Raw genomic sequence first — 21,388 nt, forward strand, 5'->3', positions numbered from 1 at the left:
GGGCCGGGGTACCGGGGGCCGCGTCGGGCAGCGTGGTCGGGACCTCGGGCTCGGGCGGCTGCACTCCGGGCGGCGTGTCGATCATCTGGCCCGTGGTGGGGTCGAAGAGACCCGTCTTGCCGCTCGGCAGACTGATGCCGGGGCTCGGCAGGGGCGCCCCGGTCGGCGTCCCCTTCTCCAGGTAGAAGTCCACCTTCATGTTGGGGATGTCGACGTTCACGCTGGGCACGGGCACATTGAGCATCTTGTAGTTGGTGCTCTTCTTGGCCTTGCCGTTCAGCCCCTCGGCAATGCTCTCGGCGGCGCCGCCCGCGAAGGGCAACAGACCCGGGTCGTCCTCCTCCGCGTCCTCGTCGACCAACGGAATGATTTTCGCGAGGGCGTGCTCGGTCAGGCCCTCTGTGAGCGTGTTGTTGATGACCTCGCCCACGAAGGTCTTGCCGAACTTGCCGAGAACCTTGCCGACGCCCTTTCCGATACCGAAGCCCAGAAGACCCGACGCACCACCGAGCAGGGCCTGCTTGCCCATCTCCTCGAAGTTGAAGTTCGCGCGGTGGCCCCGGAGCACCTGGATGAACTGGGCCATGAAATTCATGCCGGCCATCATCAGCGCGCCCATCAGGATCGACTTGATGAGCTGCACGACCAGGCGGCGGATGAGCATGATGGTGCCCTTGATCAGCGCCGCTCCGGCGGCTGCCGCCGCGCCGAAGGAGATGACCAGGGAAATGGCGGCGGCGACGAGTTCGGCGAAGACCATCGCCGCCATACCGATGATGGTGATCTTGGCCGTCTCGACGTTGTTGGAGGCCGTCTGAAGGCCTTCGGCCAGTTTCTTGGAGGCATCGATCAACCCCGGAAAGGCACCCGGGTTCTTCTCCGTACCGTCGCCCCGGGCGAACAGCTCGACCTTCTTCCGGAAGGCCTCCGCTCCCGCCCCCTTGGTAATGTTGAGGACTTCCTGCGACACCTCCATGAACCGCGGGCCGATCTCCTCCAGTTTGCGCGCCGTCTCCTCCAGGTCCCGCGCCCGGTTGAGCAGGTCCATCTCACTGACGTCGGGCCAGTCCTCACCGGCGACAGTGGCCAGTATGTCGGCGAGCCAGTCCGGCGGGTCGATGTCGCCCTGCATGAGGGTCCTCCGTGGCGAAAGAAAGGAGAGAGGAAATACGGCGGCGCGGCCGGAGTCCGGCAGATGACCCGACGATCGGAGCCGGCCGACGATCGGAGTCGGCCGACGGTCAGAGCTCATCGACGATCAGAGCTCGTCGACGATCAGCGCTTGCCGACGATCAGCGCTTGCCGACGTTCGGCACCGAGGTGTCGGTGCCCGAATCGGACGGCGGCGGAGGCGCCGCGCCCGAGTTCTTGTTCTTGTCGCTGAGGAACGTGCCGTCCGGCAGCAGCTTGTCCAGGCCGATCATCACGTCCTGGGCGCCGCTCTCGGCCATGTCGCCCGCGTCGGCGAGCCCCCGCACGATCTCCCCGGTGTTGCCGATGCCCTCGGCCACATCCGGAAAGGCGTCGATGACCTTCTTGGCCTCCTTCATCAGCTCGCCGATCGCCTGGTACGTCTCGTTGGCCGGGTCCCCCTCGACAGGGGTGGCGGTGACGTACGCGATGGCATCACCGATCGTCTTCAGCTGACCGGCGAGATCGTCGAAGCCCGGCGCGATGTTCCTCATCTGCGAGGGGACGAAGATGATCTCGTCGTTGTCGTCGTCCTTGTTCTTGATGACCGCCACCGACTACCCCTCCTCGTCGTCGAGCGCCGACTTCGTACGGCGCGTCGGCCGGCTGTCTCCGCCACGCCGCGGCGGCGGTGCCGCGGCGTCGTCCTCGGTCCCGAAGCCGCCGCGCAGCGACTTGAAGAACTCGGCGTTCGCGGGGTCGTCCGAGCCGGGGAGCAGGTCCCAGAGCGAGTCGCCGTCGAAGGTGCCCGCCGCGCCGTCCGTCAGCATCGGTGCCACCGCCGCCTGCGCCTTCGTCTGGAGATCGCATTGTGCGCGGCGCACGGTCGACACGATCAGGTCGGCGAGCTGGGCCGGCCCCATGGAGCGGTAGCCGGTGCCTCGGAAGGTGAGGGAGGACAACTGGCCCTGTGCGTCGACGGTCACGCTCATCATGCGGTCCGGGGATTCGGCCGTCGATTCGAGTGAGCCGATACTCCGCTGCACTTCGAGAAAGGTGTCCCGGGTCCGTTCGAAGTCGGCCTGGATTTCCCTCAGCAGGGCCTCGTTCGAGGGTTTCATCGCGTTCTCCGATCGCGGTGCGGCGGTCCCGGCCGCCGGGTCAGGGCATGTCACGGAGACCAACGCGCTCCGGCGGACAGTGGTTCAACGGGGCGGCCGGGCGGGCGAGGTGGTCGAGGTGGTTCTCGCATCGCGTGACCGGTTCGGGCTACGCAGATTGCTTCGGCACCGTCGGTGTCCGTGACCGTGTCGGGTCACCGCCGCCGAAATTGTTGGCGTTCGCCCTGAGGATCTGGTCGAACTGCGACCGCAGTTCCACGACGTCGTTCCCCGCGTCCCGGGTCGGGATCTCCCTGCGCTGGACCACGTTGGAGAACTCCATGATGAACGTGCGGAGTTCCTCCGCGACCTTCTTGAAGGCATCGGCGCCCGCGCCCGTCCAGCCCTTGGCTCCGCCCTGGTCGGTGGTGAGGTACTCGGCCTTGGTCTGCACCTCCATGGAGAGCTGGCCGAGCATGACCGACGCGTCGAAGAAGACCTGGGCCGCGGCGAAGTAGGGTTCGGCGTTGAGACTGTTGATCGCGGTGATCAACTTGTTGAGGGTGTCGAGGTCCGCCTGGGACGGCGGGGCCACCGAAGAGACTGTTTCAGGCATGCCGGATCACATCCTTTCGGGCTGATCGTTTCAGGTTGATCATTCAAATACGGCCGGGTACTGCCGGATACGGCCGGGTACGACCTCGTATCCGGCCGGCGCCAGGTTCAGGTCCGGGTTCGCACCGGGTCCTCAGTCGCGGCCCAGCTGGCCGGGATGGCAGTCCTCGCCGGTGCCCCAGACGTCCTCGTCCTCGGTCAGCCAGGTCTGGGACTGGTTCTGGTTCTCCTGCTTGCCCTGCTGCTGGGCGCCCCCCATACCGCCCATGCCTCCCATCGGCATCATCGGGGCACCCGCAGCGCCCACGCCTCCTCCACCCGGAACGCCCGCCGCGCCCGCCACGCCCGCCCGGCCGGCGGCGGCCGCGCCCAGGTTGCCGCTGGCCGAACCGGCCCCGGCACCACCCGCGCCACCGCTCAGGAGACTGCCGCCGCCCCCGCCGATGCCTCCGGCCGTGAGTGACCCCGTGGGCAGACCGGCACCACCGCCGCCGCCCACGCCACCACCGCCGAACAGCCCGTCCGTACCGCTGCCGAGCGACGGCACCCGCACCGTGCCCGCGCCGCCGAGGCCGCCACCGAGGCCGCCTCCGGTGAACGAGGTGGGCGGCAGGGTGACGCCCCCGGTGCCACCGCCGAAGCCGCCGCTGTCGTTGACTCCGGACAGCCGGGTGGCGCCGTCCGAGGCGAGGTTTCCGAGCCGGTCGAAGTCGGCCTGGTCGAGGTCCAGCGAGCCCGTGCCGGGGCGCGCCCCGCCGAGGTTCGCGTCCGGTGAACCGGTGCGCAGACCGGCCGTACCGTCACCGGAAGGACCGGTGAGGCGGGAGGTTCCGGGGCCGCCGCCCGGCAGCCCGCCCGGGATCCCGCCCGTCGGCGGCGCCTGGAGCTGCCCGATGCCTTCCCCGGCCAGCCCGTTCACCTTGCCGGCCGCTCCCGGGGAGATACCGCCCACCTTCCCGGTGGCGGGGTTCTCCGAGGTGTCGGCGAGGAGGTTGCCGGTCCCGGGCTTGCCGCCCGGGGGCGTGGTACTGCTCAGCTTCGTCGACGGGTCGCCACCCGGAGGCGTGGTGAGGTTGTTCGCGTCGGCCGGCAGGGTCCGGTTCAGGTTGTTGGCGCCGGTCCCCGTGCCCGTGCCGGTACCCGTCCCCGTCCCCGTACCCGGGCCACCGGGCACGTTGCCGGTCGCGGGGCGGCTCTGCTGCCGCGCCGTCCGGGTCTGCTGCCCCTGGGTTCCGGGCGGCGGTCCCGCGACGGGCGCGCCGCCACCACCGCTCTGGCGGCCCGTGAACGTGGGGAGGCCTTCGCCGCCCACGTCGCCGCCGCGGACCTGATGGTTGCCGTTGAGCGTGTTGAGCGCGGCCATGGTGGTCTGGATGGTCGCGGTGGCCTGCGGGCCGGTGAACTCGAAGGTGATCGTGGCCATGGCCGCCTACCTGCTCGCGTCGTTGGGGTCGGTCCCGGCGAAGTTCTCGATCTCGTCGGAGTAGCCGTCGCCGTCGGAGTCCTGGAGGTTGTCGTGGACGCCGTTGCCGTCCTTGTCCACGAACTCGATCTTGCCGTCCTGGTCGTCGGGCCTGCCGTCGAAGTCCTGGTCGTTCTCCAGGCCGTCGAAGAACTCCTCGACGTCCTCTCCGAACTCGGCGACGCCGTCGAGGAAGGTGGGCTGCTCGTTCTGCTCCCTGACCGGGTCGAACACCTTCTCCTCGAGGACCGACTCGCCGTGGCCGAGGTTCTCCGGCGCGTACCGGTCGTCGACCCCGTCGTCGTTGGTGTCGTGGTCCGTCGGGTCGACGCCCGGGGTGTCGTCGACCTCGAGGTCGTTGCCCTCTGCGTCGTCCCTGTTGTCGAGCCTGCCGTCGTTGTCCTTGTCGCCGTACTCCTTCTCGAACGTCGACAGTTCTCCGTCGTCGTTGAGGTCGGCGTCGCCCTCGACGTACTGGTCCCCGTCCTTGACGCCGTTCTTGTCGCCATCGGCGTCGGGATCGATGACCTCGCCGTTCTCGTCGAGGTTGGGGTTGTCGACGGTGCCGTCGTCGTCCTCGTCGTCGTCCCGGTACGACTCCTCGTTCGTCTTCTCCGACTTCTCGCCGGTCTGCGACTCCTCGATCTTGGCCAGCTTGGCGTCGCGTACGTCGATGAACTCCGAGGTCTCCTGCAGCAGCCTGCCCAGCTCGTCGGCCTGGGCCTCCGCCATGTCCTCGCCCGTGCGGTACTTCTCGCTCGCGTCGATCAGGTCGTCGCCGAGCTGGACGAAGAAGTCCGCGAGCGCGCCGAGTTCCTCGCCGATGCTGGTGCGTACGGAGTTGAGTGTGTTCTGGAGGGACTGGGTGCCCGGGAAGTACGCGGGGTCCACGTCGGGGACGACGATCTCCTGGACCTTCCGCTGGATGGCGGCCAGCCCGGGTGCCTCCGCCACCCCCTCGGCGGCCAGGTCCTTCAGATGCTCACCGAAGACCTTGAGGTCTCTGGGCTCCACGGCGATCTCGGAACTGCCCGATGCCATGTCGTTGTACCGCCTTCCGTCCTGTGATCCGACTGGTTTACTTGCGTTCCCCGCGTTCCCCGCGTTCCCTGATGTCCCTGGGCTCGGGCCCGCGGCGGCCTCCGCGCGCCCGTGGTGAACGGCCGTGCACGAACGGTCCGTTCACCACGGGCGGAGCGCCGATGCGGTACGGACCGCGGCTCAGCCGCCGAGCGTCCTCATGGCCTGCAGGTCCTGCTGCTGGTAGATGTCGGCCACCTGGCCGATGCCCTGGCCGGCGACGGTCAGGAAGCCCTGCAGGTCCTTGGCCGCCGCGTCCCAGCGGGCCTGGTTGTCCGTGTAGACCTTCTTGGCGCCGCCGTCCACGCCCTCGCTCTCCCAGCCGGCGAGGGTCTTGTAGATTTCCCCCTCCAGATAGTCCAGGCTCTGGCCCACGGCGTTGCTGGCGGCAATGACGGCGTCCATCGCGCCCCGCATCGCCTCGCCGTTGGAGATGAATCCGTCACCGTTGTAGTCGGCGTTGATAGGCATGGTCTGTTCTCCTTACATCGGTCGTCATATCGGTGGTTGTCCGGTCACCTCGGTTGCTGTCCGGGGTGGTCGGTGGTGGATCGGGGTCGCCCGTCACGGCCGGGCGGAGCCGGGGGTCAGAGCTTCGGCTGGCCCAGCGCCTCGAGGGCCCTCTGGACCTCCGACACGGCCAGTTCGGTCTCCTGGTTCGCCTGGATCTGGATGTTGAGGGTGTCGAGGAGCTTGTCCTCGATGGTCTCCAGCGCGTCGAGCATGGTGACCATGTCCGCGTCGAAGCGCTGCATGATGCCCTGGAACGTGTTGGCGGAGCTCGCCGACCAGTACTGCCGCAGCGAGTCGACGGTCGCCTTGGCCTCGCCGTGCTGCTTGCGCAGGTCGTTGCCCGTCTGCACGATCAGCTCCAGGCCCGTCTGCATTCCGGCGAAATCGGCGGAGTTCTGTGCCATGTCTGGCTCCTTCGGTAGGTCCGGGGCACCCGGCGGTGCCCCGGGGTCACTGGCTTCCGGGGGTGCCGGAGGGATCCGGCGATTCGGAAGGTTCCGGCTCGGTGGCCGCCGGCGCTCCGGGCGCCGTGCCCGGATCGGCCGCCAGCGGCCGCTTCGCCGTTTCGGGGTCCAGGACGGGTCCCGTGGGGACCAGCGCCAGGACCTGACTCGGCACCGGCACCGCGGAGGCGGCGTCGTAGCCGAGGGTCTTGGCGACATCGGGCGTGGCCAGCGGGTACTTGGCGCCCGAGTCGGTGATCAGGAAGAGGGTGGGGCTGGTGTCACCCGCCGTGGACTGCTCGCGGGCCAGGACACCGCGTCCCGCCGGTACGACCACGCGGTCGGCGAGGGTGCCGCCGTCGGCCGCCGGTGCGTCGGGCCGCTCGAGACCGGCCTGCGGCGGGGCTCCGGCGCCGTCGGCCGACTCGCGCACCGCGACCCGTACCGTCGCCTCGCCGTTCGCGCCGGAGCCCGGCTTGATCCGTACGCAGGGCAGGGTGGAGCCGGTGCCCGGGTCGCCCACCGGCGTCGGCGGGTCCGGCGGCAGTCCGGCCTCGTTGAGCTTGCGGTCGGTGAGCGCGGTCTGGGCGATGGCCGCCGAGTTCGCCTTGAGGGCGATCGGGTTGCCGTCCGGGTAGGCGGGCGCGGTGCGCGGATCGCCGAGCACGAGCGTGGCCTCGGTGCGGGTGAGCGGGGTGATGCCCTCGCCCCATACGAGGAAGAAGTTGCCGTTGGCGTCGTCCTGGAGCACCTGCCCGATCCGGGTGTCCAGCCCGCCGACCGTGACGCCCGGCTCACCGCGGTTCGGTATGTCGGTCTGGGTCAGGTCGGGGCCGGCGGCAAGGGAGTTGAGCCAGGCGTCCCCCACGGGGAAGGCGGAGACGTTGGCGAAGCCGAGGGCGGTGAGCGCGTTGCGGTTGGGGGCCTCGAAGCGGCGGTCGGTCCAGGCGAGGAAGGACGTGCCGTCCGGGCCCCGTACGCTGAGCGCCTCGTCCTCTCCCAGGTCCCGCAGCGCCGCGGGCCTGCCGCCGACGTAGGCGGTGACGAGCGGGGCGGTGCCGCCCTGGCCGTCGTCGGTCTCGGCCGAGCAGACCGCCCAGGCACCGCGGTCCAGGTTGCGGGCGGACGGCAGGCCCTCCGGGGCGCCGACGATGCCGACGGTCGGGCCGCGCGGCACGTCCTGGATCGCCTTGGCGTTGACGGTCTGCGGCTTCAGGGCGCTCTGCCCGGTGATCAGCAGCGCGGAGGAGTAGTTGGTGACGGGGTGCAGGGCGCCGCTGAGGTACAGATAGCGGCTGCCGGTCTCCTTGACGAGGACCAGGGTGCCTTCCTTCTGGAAGGCCTTGCTGCTGCCCGGCGAGATGAATCCGAAGGCCGCGAAGCCGCCCAGGGCGACCACACCGAGCATGGCTCCGGCCATGGTGCCGAGGCTGAAACGGCGCATCGGCGTCTCGGGGGCGTCCGGCTCACCGCGGGTCAGCCCAGCAGTGATCCGGCTGAGTGTGAAGAGATGGGCCTGGACCTGATCCCGGCGCGTCTGCATCTCGATCTACCTCTGATTCTCCGTCAGGATTGCTTCGCTATGGGGCGGTTACGGCCCTCGCGCCCGCCTCCGGGCATGCGGCACCGCGGCGTCGGCGGGCAGCACGCATCGCCGAGCCGGACAACACACGTCATCGAGTGCGAGCCGGACCCCCGGGCCTGGCCGGGCTGCCCCTTCATTCCGGCCTCAGCCGAACCGCCCAGTCCTCAGCCGGACCATCCCGGCATCAGCCAGACCCGCCCGAACGCCGACCGCACCACCCGAGCACCGGCCACACCCGCCCGAGCACCGACCGCACCACCCGAGCACCGGCCACACCCGCCCGAGCACCGACCCAACCCGTCCCGGCCTCAGCCGAACAGGGCCCGGGCCCAGTCGTAAGCCCCGAGCACCGCCAGCAGCGCGGGCAGCATCGTGAGGCCGGTGAGCAGTTCGCCGATCTCCGCGGCCCTGCCCCAGTACGGGACGAGCCGGCGGCCCGGCAGCACCGCGGCCGACACCAGCAGGAGCCCCGCGATCAGCGTGAGCGCGACCACCGGTCCCGCCAGCCGCAGTGTGGGCGACAGTGCGGAGGCGAGTCCCACGGTCCACACGGCCAGCCCGAGGACCGCGGGCGCCAGCAGGGCGATCCGCTGTCCCGCCCCGATCAGCACCCGGCTGCGCAACAGCAGGGTGAGGCAGGCCGCGCCGTACAACGTCTGCGAGGCCCAGTGCGTGGACGGTGCCAGGGCCAGCAGCGCGGAGCCGCTGACCAGGCCGACGGCCGTGAAGAGCGCCGTCATGTACTGGTCGGCGACCACCGCCCGCTCCAGCAGCCGGGCGGCACGCTCCGGTTCGATCTCCTGCTGGAGCTCCTCGCTGTTGGTGGGCAGCAGGGGCAGCCGCAGATCGGCGAGCCGGAAGGCGGTCATCGGGACGGTGGCGTTGAAGACCAGCGCCACCACCAGGACAACGGCCGCGCACTCCGTACGGTTCAACCCGGCCGCCATCGAGAGCAGTCCGCCGAGGGTGAGCGCGCAGGAGGCCGCCAGGGCCGTCGCGTACGCGGGCAGCCAGCGTGCGACGAGTCCCATCGCCACCAGCACGGCGATCAGTGCCGCCGCTCCGGCGGCCAGGAGCTGTGGCGCGCCGGTTCCGCCGCCCGGTGGCTGCGTCACCGCGTATCCGGCGAGCGCGGCGAAGAGTACGGCGGCGAGTCCGAGGAGTCCGGCGGCCGTACCGTCGCCGGTCAGCCGGGAGCAGACCGCGGCGGTGGCCAGCAGGATCAGGGTGACGACGCCCGCCGTGCCCGCCCGGGCGAGCGGGGGGCCGTCGAGCCACAGCACCGCGAGATCGGTGACCAGGGCCAGCGACATCAGGACGAGGAACAGTCGTCGGGTCATGGAGTCCCGCCACCGGTCGGGGCGGCGGCTGACTCCGTCGGCGACCCCGGTGATCAGGTCGTCGTAGTCGATGACGGGCAACTCGGCCCTGCGGGGCCGCAGATGGAGGGTGTCGCCGTCGCGGACGGCGAGCATGGCGAGGGTGCGTTCCTCGTCGAGCGGGGGCTCGCCGAGACGCTGGATCACCCACCCGTCGTGCTCCACCCCGGCGTCCGCCAGATCCGGCCCCGCGTAGGAGAGCAGGGTCGGAAGCAGGTCGTACAGCGGGACGTCCGACGGGACGGCGACCTCGAGAGACGTCGAGGGTGTCACGAGCATCAGCCGACACAGATCGTTGGTCACGTTGCTGTTCACGGCCACTACACGAGACCTCCCGGGGACCGGTTCAGCGCGATCGGGAAAAAGTCCCGCCCCCGTCGGCGGCCCCGGATGCGCGCGAATACGCGCGAACTTCACGCGATCGAAGTGATCCGCTGACGCCTTCCGTCCGTGTTGCAGGCGTCGTGATCCAGGCGCGCACACCGGGTGCGCACACCGCGTACGTACACCCCGCATGCGCACACCGGACGCGCGCTACCGATTGGAGACCAGGTGTCCACCGTGCTCTTCCGCCGCCCCGCGCGTCGCTCGGCTCCGGAGCTGCCGCAGGGCGAGATCGATCTGCAGACCCCGCCCCCGCTGCCGGAGCTGGAGCCCGGCGGATTCCAGGCGGTGATGGGCTTCCTGCCCATGCTGATGTCCTTCGCGTCGATGGGCATGATGTTCGTCATCCCCGGCATCAACGCCGGTATCCGCTACGTGATGATCGCGGCGATGGGCATCTCCGGCGTCCTGATGCTCGTCCTGAACCTGGTGCGGGGCCCACTGGAGCGCAAGCGCAAACTGCGCGCCGAACGCCGTGGCTACCTCCGCTATCTGGCGCAGACCCGCAGGCAGGTCCGCAGGGCCGCCGACCAGCAGCGCCGCCACCAGTTCTGGCAGTTCCCCGACCCCGAGGGGCTGTGGTCGGCGGCCATGAGCAAGCGGCTGTGGGAGCGGCGCCCCTCGCACCCCGACTTCGGCGAGGTACGGCTCGGCGTGGGCACCCAGCCGCTCGGGGTGCGGCTGACGCCCCCGCAGTCCGCCCCGGTGGAGGACCTGGAGCCGGTGAGCAGCCATGCCCTGCGGCGCTTCGTCGAGGCGTACGGCAAGGTGCCCGGCACCCCGGCCTCCGCGTTCCTGCGCGGTTTCGCGCATGTCCTGATGGACGGCGACAAGGACGCGGCCCGCGGACTGGTCCGGGCCGTACTCGCGCATCTGGCCGTCTTCCACTCGCCCGACGATCTGCGGATCGGCATCCTGACGGACGGCCGGGAGGCCGAGGAGTGGGAGTGGGCCAAGTGGCTGCCGCACGCCGCGCACCCGACGGGGACGGACGCGGCCGGGCCGGTACGGCTCATCACCGGGGACTTCACCCGGATGGAGGAGCTGCTGGGCGGTGAGAAGCTGCGCGAGCGGCCGGGCTTCGAGCCCAAGGCGGAGGTGTCGGCGGACGAGCCGTTCCTGGTGATCGTGGTGGACGGCGCGGCGATCCCGGCCGGGGTGCAGGCCGTCACCAGCGGCTACCGCAACGGTGTGGTGATCGACCTCGCGGACTGCCTTCCGCGCCGTGACAACCGTTTCGTGCTGCGGCTGAAGGTGTCCCCGTCCGCGATCGAGCGGATCACCAGGAACCAGGCGGGCACCGACGTGTTCACGGAGATCTGCGCGCCGGACACCCTCTCCACGGGCCGCGCGGCCAAGCTGGCGCGGCTCATGACCGCGTACCGGCTCGGCGGCGGCACCGACGCCTCCGAACCGCAGGCCACGGACTTCGAACTGCCCACGCTGCTCGGTCTGGGCGACGCCAAGCGGCTGGACCCGGCGATCAGCTGGCGGCCCCGCTCGGTCCTGGACCAGCTGCGGATCCCGATCGGTATCTCCGAGCACGGCGAGCCGGTGGACCTCGACATCAAGGAGGCGTCGCGGGGTGGTATGGGCCCGCACGGGATCCTGATCGGGGCGACCGGTTCCGGCAAGTCGGAGCTGCTGCGCACCCTGGTGCTGGGCCTGGCGGCCACGCACTCCTCCGAGGCGCTCAACTTCGTGCTGGTCGACTTCAAGGGCGGCGCGACCTTCCTCGGTCTGGACCGGCTGCCGCACACCTCGGCCGTGATCACCAACCTCTCCGACGAACTGCCGCTGGTGGACCGTATGCAGGAGGCGCTGCAGTCGGAGATGAACCGGCGGCAGGAGCTGCTGCGTGCCGCGGGCAACTACAGCTCGGTCTTCGACTACGAGAAGGCGAGGGCGGCCGGCGCTCCGCTGGACCCGCTGCCCTCGCTCTTCATCGTCGTCGACGAGTTCAGTGAACTGCTGTCCCAGAAAAGGGAGTTCATCGACACGTTCGTGATGATCGGGCGGCTCGGGCGGTCGCTCGCGGTGCATCTGCTGCTGGCCTCGCAACGGCTGGAGGAGGGCAAGATCCACGCCCTGCAGTCGCATCTGTCGTACCGCATCGGTCTGCGGACGTTCTCCGCGTCCGAGTCCCGTGCGGTGCTCGGCGTTCCGGACGCACACAATCTGCCGTCGGCACCGGGCCACGGCTACGTCAAGACCGACACCGAGACGCTGCTGCGCTTCCGTGCCGCGTACGTCTCGGGCCCGTACCGCTCCACCGCCGTGCGCGGCGCCCGCCGCCAGGCGGTGATCGAGCAGCAGGTGGTGCCCTTCACCTCGCGGTACGTCGAGCCGCGGATCCTGCGGCCCGCCGAGACCGCGCCGGTCGAGGAGCCGGAGGAGACCACCGAGTCGATGATGGACGTCATCGTGGACCGGCTGGTGGACCAGGGTCCGCCCGCGCACCGGGTGTGGCTGCCGCCGCTGGACGAGCCGCCCACGCTGGACCGGTTGCTGCCGCCGCTCGCCGAGGCGGGCGACCTCGGTCTCACCACGGCCGGCTGGGAGGGCAGGGGCGGACTGCACGTGCCGGTCGGTATCGTCGACAGGCCGCTGGAGCAGCGCCGTGACGTGATGACGGCGAGCCTGGCGGGCGGCGACGGCCATGTGGCGATCGTCGGCGCCACGCAGAGCGGCAAGAGCACCCTGGCCCGTACGCTGGTCACGGCGCTCGCCCTCACCCACACCCCGCGCGAAGTGCAGTTCTACTGCCTGGACTTCGGCGGTGGCTCGCTGTCCTCGCTGCGCGGGCTGCCGCATGTGGGCAGCGTCGCGGGCCGGCTGGACGTCGACCGGGTGACCCGTACGGTCAACGAGGTGGTCGGGCTGCTGGACCGCCGCGAGGAGTTCTTCCGCGAGCACGGCATCGAGTCCGTCGCCGAGTACCGCAAGGCGCGCAGGGCCGGGCGCTTCCTGGACCAGGACCCGTACGGCGACGTGTTCCTGGTGATCGACGGCTGGGTGACGATGCGCGGCGAGTTCGACAAGCTGGAGGGCGCCGTCCAGGAGATCTGCACCCGCGGTCTCGGCTACGGCGTGCATCTGATCGTCACCTCCGGCCGCTGGATGGACTTCCGGCCGTGGCTGCGCGACGCGATGGGCACCCGCTTCGAACTGAAGATGGGTGACGCGATCGACTCGGACATCAACTCCAAGGCGGCGGCGCTGGTTCCGAAGGTGCCGGGCCGCGGTCTGACGCCGGAGCGGCTGCAGTTCCTCGCCGCGGTGCCGCGGATCGACGGGGTCGAGAGCGGGGAGGGCCTGTCGGAGGCGCACCGGGATCTGGTCGAGGCGGTCGCGAAGGCCTGGCACGGGCCGTCCGCCCCGCAGATCAAGCTGCTGCCGCCGCTCGTACGGGCCGCCGAACTGCCGTCCGTGGCGGGCGACATGCGGATGACGCTCGGTCTGGAGGAGACCGGGCTGCGGCCGATGTGGCACGACTTCGAGCAGAGCCCGCACCTGTTCGTCGTCGGTGAGACGGAGACCGGCAAGACGAACATGCTGAAGCTGGTCGCGAAGGCGATCGCCGACCGGTACTCGCCGAACGAGGCGCGGGTTGTCCTCGCGGACACGCGGCGCAATCTGTACGACGCGGTGCCGAAGGAGTACCAGCTGGGTTACGCGGTGTCCGGCGCCACCCTCGGGGGCCTGGTGAAGGAGGCCGCCGGTTCCCTGGCCAAGCGGGTGCCCGGCGCCGACATCACCCCGGACCGGCTCCCCCTGCGCGACTGGTGGCAGGGGCCCCGCCTCTACCTGCTGATCGACGACTACGACCTGCTGGCGACCCCGGCGAACCAGCCGCTGACCCCGCTGGTGGACCTGCTCGCGCAGGGCGCCGACATCGGGCTCCACCTGGTGATCGCCCGCAGTTCGGCGGGCGCGATGCGCGGTATGGCGGACCCGGTGGTACGGCGGCTGATGGAACTCGGCTGCTCCTCGCTCCTGTTCTCCTGCGGCCGCGAGGAAGGCAACTTCCTGAACAGCGTCCCCCCGAAGAAACTCCCTGTGGGCCGCGCCCAGCTCATCACCCGCCGGGCGGCGCCGGTACTCGTGCAGACGGGGCTGGCGGAGTCGGCGGAGTAGGGAACCGCGAGGGCGGAGGGCCACGCACCGGAGGGTGCGCGGCCCTCCGCCCGACTCGTCGGCAAGGCAGTGGCCGAGCACGGACCGCTCGACGGACACACGCCGCGGCTGCCGCTCGGCGGGCTCGCCGAGGCACTGGGCGCGGTGCGCACGGCCGGGCTGCTGCACCTCGACCACACTCCGGCCACGGAGGTGGCGCCTTCCCCGCGCACACGACCGCCCCCGAACACGCCAAGTCCGCGCGTTCGGGGGCTTCGTACGCCGTCAGCCGTGGCATCGCGCGGAACAAGGCGACGCCCGGGGGGGGCTCCCGGGGACGGAAATCCCGCCTCGCGGAGTCCGCCACGGGAAGCCGCCCGGCCGTCACAACGTCGCGCCACCGCGAGTGCAACGTGGGCGCGTTGAGCGACTACAGCACCATCACGCTCTACTTCCTGGTGCCCTCAGCCGCGGCGCGCCGCCAGGCGGGCCACCAGGATGCCTCCGGTGCCGAGGAGCGCGAGGGCGGCGAGGCCGAGCAGTAGCGGGAGGTAGCCGTGGGTCGTGGCGTCGGCCGGGGTCGCCACGGGATCGTTGGCGGAGGGCGGCGCCGCGCGTCGTGGTGGGGAGGACGCGGGCGCCGAGGGGGCGGAGCCCCTCGCCTCGCCCGGGACGACCGCCGTCACCGCCTTGAAGGGGTTCACGATGCCCCAGCCCACCTGTGGGTCGGGCAGCGTCTTCGCCGGGTGGTCGGCCGTCGACTCCAGGCGGTGGATCACCTGCGGCACCGTCAACTCGGGGTGGCGGGCCCGGACCAGCGCCGCCGTACCGGAGACATAGGGCGCCGCGAAGCTCGTTCCCTCGTCCACGCGGTAGCCGGGGCCGCCCGTGCCGAGGCTCAGGATGTCCACTCCGGGGGCCGCGATGTCGACGTACTCGCCGCTCCTGGAGAAGGACGCGGGCTGGTCGTCCCGGCCGACCGCGGCGACGGTCAGCACGCCCGGGTAGGCGGCGGGGAAGCTGAGCGCGGACGACTGCTGCCCGGGCCGTTCCTCGTTGCCGGCGGAGGCGACGATGAGGACGTCCTTGCGTACGGCGTACTTGACGGCGTCGTCGAGTTTCCGGCTCCGTACCGGGGAGTTGATGGAGACGTTCACGACGTCGGCGCCCGAGTCGACGGCTTCGCGGATGGCGTCGGCCATGCCGTTGGCCGTGCCGTCCTCCCCGTCGGCCGTCTGCCGGATGGGGAGGACCTTCGCACCGGGGGCGACACCCGCGAAGGTGAGGCCCGGCGCCGGCCGGGCCGCGACGATGCCCGCCACGAACGTTCCGTGGCCCACGCAGTCGGTGTCGCCGCGCCCGGTTCCGCCGACCACGTCGGCGCCGCGCAGCACCTGCCCGGCGAGCTGGGGGACCGACGCGTCGACGCCCGAGTCTACGACGGCGACCGTCACGCCCTCGCCCTTGGTCAGCGCCCAGACCCGCTGCGGGTCCAGACGCGCCTGCGACCAGGGCAGTTCGGCGGTGGTCTGCGTGGACGGCGTCGCGCAGTCCGCCGCGGCGGCGGGGCCCGCCATGGGCAGGACGAGGGTCGCGGAGAGGACGGACACGACCGCCACGGCGGTGGCTGTGGCGGTGGCGGTACGGCGGCGGGGCGCGCTCACGGCCGTACCTCCGGACCGTGCCCGAGGGCGTGCAGCAGGTCGTGCTCGGTCGGTGTGGGGCGCATGTCCACCGGCTCGGCGCCACCGTGGACCACGACCGCGGTGGTGTCGCGCGGCATCAGCGGCAGCGTCCGTATCGCGCTGTCGGGCAGCCCGTACGCGGTGCTCAGCTGCCGTACGGCCGCCGGAGCGAGGCGCGGGACCAGGACCGCGTCGTAGCGGCGCAGCGCGTCCGCGTCGTCATGGGGCGTGTCGGGCACCTTCGGGAGCAGGGTGAGCCCGGTCTGCCAGGCGCCGAGGTCGGCGCGCGGTTCTCCGCTGCCGCCGGGGAAGTCGTCGACGACCACGACGGGGGCGAGCGGACCGCCGGCCGCAGGGGTGGGCCCGCCGGGCAGGCCGATCACCAGACGTCCCGCGTCGACACCCGCGGCCCGCATCAGGGCGGCCCAGGACCGGGGCCTCGGTGAGCGGACATGGACGGTCGCTCCCGCGCCGAGCATCCGGAAGACGAGCAGCTCGGCGGAGCGGCGCGGCAGGAACACCCCGATCCGCAGGGGCAGGCGCCGGAACACGCGGACCGCGGCCGGGCTGCCGTCCCGGAGTGTGCCGAGGGTGAGTCCTTCGCGGTGCGGTGCCAGTTCGAGGGGCCGGTCGCCGATCGGCGCGGCGTGGGCGCGCGGGCCGGTGGACCGGCCCAGCGGCAGGGTGGCGACCATTCCGGCCGCCTGTTCGCCGTCCAGGCGGTGCAGGCGTATCCGGTGCTCGGCGGCGGCACGGGCGAAGGTGCCGGACATGTCAGGGGTGGCGCCGCTGGTGCGCACCAGCGTGGTGCAGCCCGTGGTGCCCCCCGGGGTCGCGGTGAGGGTGAGCGACAGGACGGCGGCGTGCGCGGGGAACTCCGCGAGCAGCTCCTGGAGCCGGGCGAGTCCGCTTCCGGCCGTGTCCCGCTCACGCACCCGGTACGCGACGTGCGGGATGCCGTGGCCGTGCCAGGCCGCCCACTCCTCGGCGGCCGGCGGATGCTGCCCGGACGGTTCGCCGCCCCGCAGTCCGGCGAGCGCGACGAGGGCCTCGGCGGCCTCCGTCTCGTCGAGCACATGGGCCCGCCGGCCCTCGTCCCGCAGCAGGCCGACGGCCTGGAGGGCGCCGCGCCGCAGCGCACGGCGGATTCCGGCCTCGCCTCCGCCGCGTGCGGCCACGGCCTCCGGACAGGTGGCCTCGTCGAGCCGGAGCGCGATCCAGGCGGACCGGGTCAGCGGGATGCCCGTGCTGTTCAGCTCCCGATAGGAGGCGGCGCACCGTTCGGAGGCGGCGTCCGCTCCGGTGGGCGCGCCGACGCTGTACACCAGTACCTGTACGGAGTCGAAGGCGATGTCGTCGACCTGGAGCAGTTCGGCGAGCCGGTGCACCGGCAGGGGCGCGTCGGTGTCCTGGCCCGGGGTGAGCCGCTCGTCCCGGGCCACGCCGACGAGCGCGATCCAGGCGCGGCCGTCGTGGACGACACCCATCCGGACACGGCTCCGCCCGCCCGCCCGGCCCACGGTCAGCTCGGGCAGCAGGGCGCGCAGCGGCCCGAACGGCCCGGCGTCCTGCGCGCGGCGCCCGCGCCGCCGGGCGCGATGGCGCATCCGGGTGAGCACCCAGTCGTAGAGCGGGCGCCGCTGCGGTCGCGGCAGCGTGGCGACGAGCAGCAGTCCGGCGCCCGCCAGCGCGGGGACCCGCGCCGGGGCCGGGGCGAACAGCCCTGCCGCGAGCAACAGGGCCGCGGCCTCCCACACGATGACCTGTCCGAGCCGTATCCGGAGCGCCGGACGTTCCGGCCGTTCCCCCCTCCCGGTACGCGGCGACACGTCCGCCGTCCGTTCCGCCACCGAAGTCATCCGGTTCCCCATCCTCTGCGCCCTTCACGCGGCTTCTGCAGCGTCGTGGGGAGCAACGTATGAAGGGCCCCACCGGATCAACCGGGATCCGGGCGGTACGTGGACGCGGGATTCGGGCGGTACGTGGACGCGGGATTCGGGCGGTACGTGGATGCGGGATCCGGGCGGTACGTGGACGCGGGATCCGGGCGGTACGTGGACGCGGGATCCGGGCGGTACGTGGACGCGGGATCCGGAAGGACACGGACGGCACCCTGCGCCGTATCGCCGACGGATCGGTGTCAGTCGCCGGCCGCGATGATGACCGCCTCGTGCGGTGGATCGGTGTAGAGCCGGTCGACGAGAGCGGCCCGGCGTTCCAGGACCCGGCGCTGGTTGATGTAGCCCTTGTCCGTGATCTCGCCCGCGTCCAGCTGCGGCGGTTCGGCGAGCAGGAGTACGCGGGCGACACGTCCGGAGGAGCCGGCCGAGGCGCCCAGCCCGGCCAGGAGTTCGGCGATGTGTGCCGCCAGCCGCGGATGCCGGAGGCAGCCGTCGACCACGGGCAGCTCGCCGGGGACGACGGCTCGTGATTCGGCCTCGTTGACCCAGGCCACCGCGCTGACGAACGGCTGGTTCTCCCCGCAGATGACGGCGCCGGACAGCAGCGGGACGGCCGAGAGCAGCGCGGTCCTCACCGCGCCGACGCGCACGAAGGTGCCGCTCGTGAGTTTGAAGTCCTCGGCGATACGGCCCTGGAACACGAACCCCCGCGAGGGGTCCTCCGGGTCGACCGGCTCGACGGCGTCACCGGAGCGGTAGAACCCCTCCTCGTCGAAGGCCGCCGCGGTCAGGTCGGGGCGGTGGAGGTAGCCGGGTGTGACCGCGTCGCCGCGTACGCGGATCTCCCGTGCCCCGCCGACGGGGGCGAGCTTGACCTCGAGGCCGGGCAGCGGGACGCCGATGCAGCGCGCGTCGTCGAAGGGGTAGTGGGCGCTGGTCACGGCGGGCGCGGTCTCCGTGGCGCCCCACGCCCCGGTGACGGGAACGTCCCTTCCGGCGACGTCCCTGGCAAGCTTCGACAGGCGTTCCCGCAGGCTCGGGGGCAGCGCGGCCGCGGCGTTGAACACGAGGCGCAGACGGGAGAAGAACGCTTCGGCGAACTCGCGGTCGGCTTCCAGCGCGGGTACCAGCTGCGCGTACCCCGCCGGGACGTTGAACACGGCGGTCGGGCGGACGTCCTGGAGGTTCCGGCAGGTGCGCCCGAACTGATGGGGCGCCGGTCTGCCGTCGTCGAGGAAGAGCGTGCCCCCGTTGTTCAGGACCATGTTCATGTTGTGGTTGCCGCCGAAGGTGTGGCTCCACGGCAGCCAGTCGACCAGTACCGGGGGTTCCTCCGCGAGGAACGGCCACACCTGACGTATGGCCTGCTGGTTCGAGCACAGCATGCGGTGCGTGTTGAGCACGCCCTTGGGGGTGCCGGTCGAGCCGGACGTGAAGAGGATCTTGGCGACGGACTCCCCCGTGAGCGCGCCGAACGCCTCCTCCAGGGCGGTGCCGGGCCGCGTGCGTTCCAGTGCGGCGAGCGGTTCCGCGCCGGGCACCGCGTCGGCGCCCGAGGCGACGACGACCGCGCCCGCGTCCGCCCGGACCGCCTCGATCGCCGTACGGAAGGCGTTGCCGTCGTCCGCGAACACCATGCCCGGGCGCAGCAGTCCGGCGATGGCCTTGAGGCGGGCGTGGTCGGAGCTCATGAGGGAGTACGCCACGCTGACCGGTGCCACCGGCACCCCGGCGGTCAGGGCGCCCGTCATCAGCAGGAAGTGGGCCGTCGAGTTGCCGGACAGCACCATCAGCGGGCGGTCCGGGCCCAGTCCCCGGTCCAGCAGTGCCTGGCCGATCGCGTCGGCGCGGGCACGGACCTCGCCGTAGCCGAGGGTCTGCCAGCGGTCCTCGGCGTCCCGCTCCGCGATCAGCGGACGGCCGGGGTCCCGGGCGGCCCGGTCCCGCAGCATCGCCGCGACCGACGTGGGGTACGCCGCGAGCGGCCGGCGCGAACGGAACAGGGCACCGCCGTCGGGGCGGTCCTCTCGTTCGATGTCAGGAATGGCGAACATGCCTTCGGTGCCCCCTCCTGAGACGCGAGCACCCCGTGGGCGGGGCCGGAGCGAGCGATATGCTGACACACGATGTCCGCCACGTGAAGCGTTTGTAGAACGTTGGTCCCGGGAGCGTGCGGGTGGGGCGGTCAGTGCGACTCGCGGCTCACCTGCGAGCCGCTGGATCCGATGAGGAAGTCCAGGTCGGCGCCGGTGTCGGCCTGCTGGACATGGTCGACGTAGAGACGTTCCCAGCCACGGCGGGGGTTCGCGAAACCGGCCACGGTGGCCTCGTTCGGGGCGCGGCGGACGAGTTCGTCGTCGGGCACGTCGACGTCGATGCGGCGGGCCTCGACGTCGAGGCTGATGACGTCCCCGGTCCGTACGAGCGCGAGCGGGCCTCCGGCGGCGGCCTCCGGTGCCACGTGCAGGACGACGGTGCCGTAGGCGGTGCCGCTCATCCGGCCGTCGCAGACGCGAACCATGTCGCGCACGCCCTCGGCGAGCAGCTTCTTCGGCAGCGGCATGTTCGACACCTCGGGCATGCCCGGGTAGCCCTTGGGTCCGCAGCCGCGCAGGACGAGCACGGAGTCGGCGTCGACGTCGAGTCCGGGGTCGTCGATGCGGGCGTGGAAGTCCTCGATGCTGTCGAAGACGACGGCCCGGCCACGGTGCCTGAGCAGGTGCGCCGAGGCCGCCGCGGGTTTGATGAGGGCGCCGTCGGGGGCGAGGTTGCCGCGCAGGACGGCGATGCCGCCCTCGGCCACCAGTGGCTCGGACCGTGTGCGGATGACCTCGGAGTCCCAGACGGTCGCGTCGTCGAGGTGGTCCACCAGCGGCTTGCCGGTCACGGTGAGCGCGTCGGGGTCGAGCAGGTCACGGACTTCGCGCAGGACGGCGCTCAGGCCTCCGGCGCGGTGGAAGTCCTCCATCAGGAAGCGGCCGGCCGGCTGGAGGTCCACCAGGACCGGGACGCGGGAGCCGATGCGGTCGAAGTCGTCGAGCGAGAGGTCGACGCCGAGCCGGCCGGCGATGGCGAGGAGGTGGACGACCGCGTTGGTGGAGCCGCCGATGGCGGCCAGCGCCACGATCGCGTTGTGGAAGGACGCCCCGGTCAGGAAGGACGCCGGCCGCCGGTCGGCGCCGACCATGTCCACCGCCAGCCGGCCGGTGTGGTGCGCGGCCTCCAGCAGCCGGCTGTCGGGGGCGGGGGTGCCGGCCACTCCGGGCACGACCGTGCCCAGGGCCTCGGCCACCAGCGCCATCGTCGAGGCGGTCCCCATGGTGTTGCAGTGCCCGCGGCTGCGGATCATCGCCGACTCGGAGCGGGTGAACTGCTCCTGGGAGAGCGTGCCGGCCCGGACCTCCTCCGACAGCCGCCACACGTCGGTGCCGCAGCCCAGCGGCACACCGCGGAAGGTCCCGGTCAGCATCGGCCCGCCGGGCACGACGACGGCGGGCAGGTCCACCGAGGCGGCGGCCATGAGCAGCGAGGGAATCGTCTTGTCGCAGCCTCCCAGCAGGACGACTCCGTCGATGGGGTTGGCCCGCAGCATCTCCTCCGTGGCCATCGCCGCCATGTTCCGCCAGAGCATGGCCGTGGGCCGCACGTTCGTCTCGCCCAGGGACACCACGGGCAGGTCCAGCGGGATACCGCCCGCCTCGTACACACCGTCGCGCACCGAGGCCGCCACCTCGTCCAGATGCGCGTTGCAGGGCGTCAGGTCCGAGGCGGTGTTGGCGATCGCGATCTGCGGGCGGCCGGTGAAGGCGTCCCCGGGCACACCGCGGCGCATCCATGCCCGGTGGATGTAGGCGTTGCGGTCCTGGCCCGCGTACCACTGTGCGCTGCGGAGCGTCGCCATCGGGCTCCTTCCCATAACCAGTGCGGCGATCTAGGGTCTGGAACCCCATGAAGCATAGGCAGACGTCCTACGGATCGACAGACCGCGAGACCG

15 protein-coding genes are annotated in these 21,388 nt (G+C 71.8%); 1 reads left to right on the forward strand and 14 read right to left on the reverse strand.

Annotation, left to right across the window (positions count from 1 at the left end):
- From FNH04_RS11475 to eccD, 10 genes are all read right to left on the reverse strand, one after another.
- Positions 1-1,252: WXG100-like domain-containing protein (locus FNH04_RS11475; RefSeq protein ID WP_152783100.1), on the reverse strand; the 1,252-nt coding region annotated here is incomplete at its 3' end.
- 40 nt (positions 1,253-1,292) lie between these two features.
- Positions 1,293-1,745: a hypothetical protein gene (locus FNH04_RS11480; protein WP_152783101.1), complete on the reverse strand. Its 453-nt coding sequence runs from the start codon at positions 1,743-1,745 to the stop codon at positions 1,293-1,295.
- 3 nt (positions 1,746-1,748) lie between these two features.
- The gene (locus tag FNH04_RS11485; protein WP_152783102.1) at positions 1,749-2,252 is read right to left on the reverse strand and encodes a YbaB/EbfC family nucleoid-associated protein; all 504 of its coding nucleotides are present in this window, start codon (positions 2,250-2,252) and stop codon (positions 1,749-1,751) included.
- 148 nt (positions 2,253-2,400) lie between these two features.
- Positions 2,401-2,847 (reverse strand): hypothetical protein, encoded by a 447-nt coding sequence (locus tag FNH04_RS11490; RefSeq protein ID WP_152783103.1) that lies wholly within the window; start codon positions 2,845-2,847, stop codon positions 2,401-2,403.
- A 132-nt stretch (positions 2,848-2,979) separates the two neighbouring features.
- Positions 2,980-4,269: a hypothetical protein gene (locus tag FNH04_RS11495; RefSeq protein ID WP_152783104.1), complete on the reverse strand. Its 1,290-nt coding sequence runs from the start codon at positions 4,267-4,269 to the stop codon at positions 2,980-2,982.
- Between the two features lie 6 nt (positions 4,270-4,275).
- Positions 4,276-5,349 (reverse strand): thrombospondin type 3 repeat-containing protein, encoded by a 1,074-nt coding sequence (locus FNH04_RS11500; protein WP_152783105.1) that lies wholly within the window; start codon positions 5,347-5,349, stop codon positions 4,276-4,278.
- Positions 5,350-5,529: 180 nt separating this feature from the next.
- On the reverse strand, positions 5,530-5,859 hold the full coding sequence (locus tag FNH04_RS11505) for a WXG100 family type VII secretion target (RefSeq protein ID WP_152783106.1): 330 nt from the start codon (positions 5,857-5,859) through the stop codon (positions 5,530-5,532).
- A 116-nt stretch (positions 5,860-5,975) separates the two neighbouring features.
- Positions 5,976-6,305: a WXG100 family type VII secretion target gene (locus FNH04_RS46495; protein ID WP_194236634.1), complete on the reverse strand. Its 330-nt coding sequence runs from the start codon at positions 6,303-6,305 to the stop codon at positions 5,976-5,978.
- A gap of 46 nt (positions 6,306-6,351) precedes the next feature.
- Entirely contained in the window at positions 6,352-7,887 is a 1,536-nt protein-coding gene (gene eccB / locus FNH04_RS11515) for a type VII secretion protein EccB (RefSeq protein WP_152783108.1), read from the reverse strand.
- Positions 7,888-8,237: 350 nt separating this feature from the next.
- Positions 8,238-9,623, reverse strand: coding sequence for a type VII secretion integral membrane protein EccD (gene eccD, locus FNH04_RS11520; protein WP_194236635.1), 1,386 nt, complete (start codon positions 9,621-9,623; stop codon positions 8,238-8,240).
- Positions 9,624-9,860: 237 nt separating this feature from the next.
- Between eccD and eccCa the strand changes: the two genes are divergently transcribed.
- Positions 9,861-13,829 (forward strand): type VII secretion protein EccCa, encoded by a 3,969-nt coding sequence (gene eccCa, locus FNH04_RS11525; protein ID WP_322722930.1) that lies wholly within the window; start codon positions 9,861-9,863, stop codon positions 13,827-13,829.
- Positions 13,830-14,272: 443 nt separating this feature from the next.
- Here the strand turns inward: eccCa and mycP are convergent, their stop codons facing one another.
- The 4 genes from mycP to FNH04_RS11550 form a co-directional block, all read right to left on the reverse strand.
- On the reverse strand, positions 14,273-15,472 hold the full coding sequence (gene mycP / locus FNH04_RS11530; RefSeq protein WP_152783110.1) for a type VII secretion-associated serine protease mycosin: 1,200 nt from the start codon (positions 15,470-15,472) through the stop codon (positions 14,273-14,275).
- Positions 15,469-17,352 carry a type VII secretion protein EccE gene (gene eccE / locus FNH04_RS11535; protein WP_194236636.1) on the reverse strand — a complete coding sequence of 628 codons (1,884 nt, stop codon included), beginning with the start codon at positions 17,350-17,352 and terminating at the stop codon, positions 15,469-15,471. Before eccE ends, mycP begins: the two co-directional genes overlap by 4 nt.
- 281 nt (positions 17,353-17,633) lie before the next feature.
- On the reverse strand, positions 17,634-19,448 hold the full coding sequence (locus tag FNH04_RS11545; protein WP_152783114.1) for a feruloyl-CoA synthase: 1,815 nt from the start codon (positions 19,446-19,448) through the stop codon (positions 17,634-17,636).
- Between the two features lie 131 nt (positions 19,449-19,579).
- Positions 19,580-21,295: an IlvD/Edd family dehydratase gene (locus FNH04_RS11550; protein ID WP_152783116.1), complete on the reverse strand. Its 1,716-nt coding sequence runs from the start codon at positions 21,293-21,295 to the stop codon at positions 19,580-19,582.
- Positions 21,296-21,388 lie beyond the last annotated feature (93 nt).

It is taken from the genome of Streptomyces phyllanthi (assembly GCF_009377205.1).
In the GTDB taxonomy this organism is placed as follows: domain Bacteria; phylum Actinomycetota; class Actinomycetes; order Streptomycetales; family Streptomycetaceae; genus Streptomyces; species Streptomyces phyllanthi.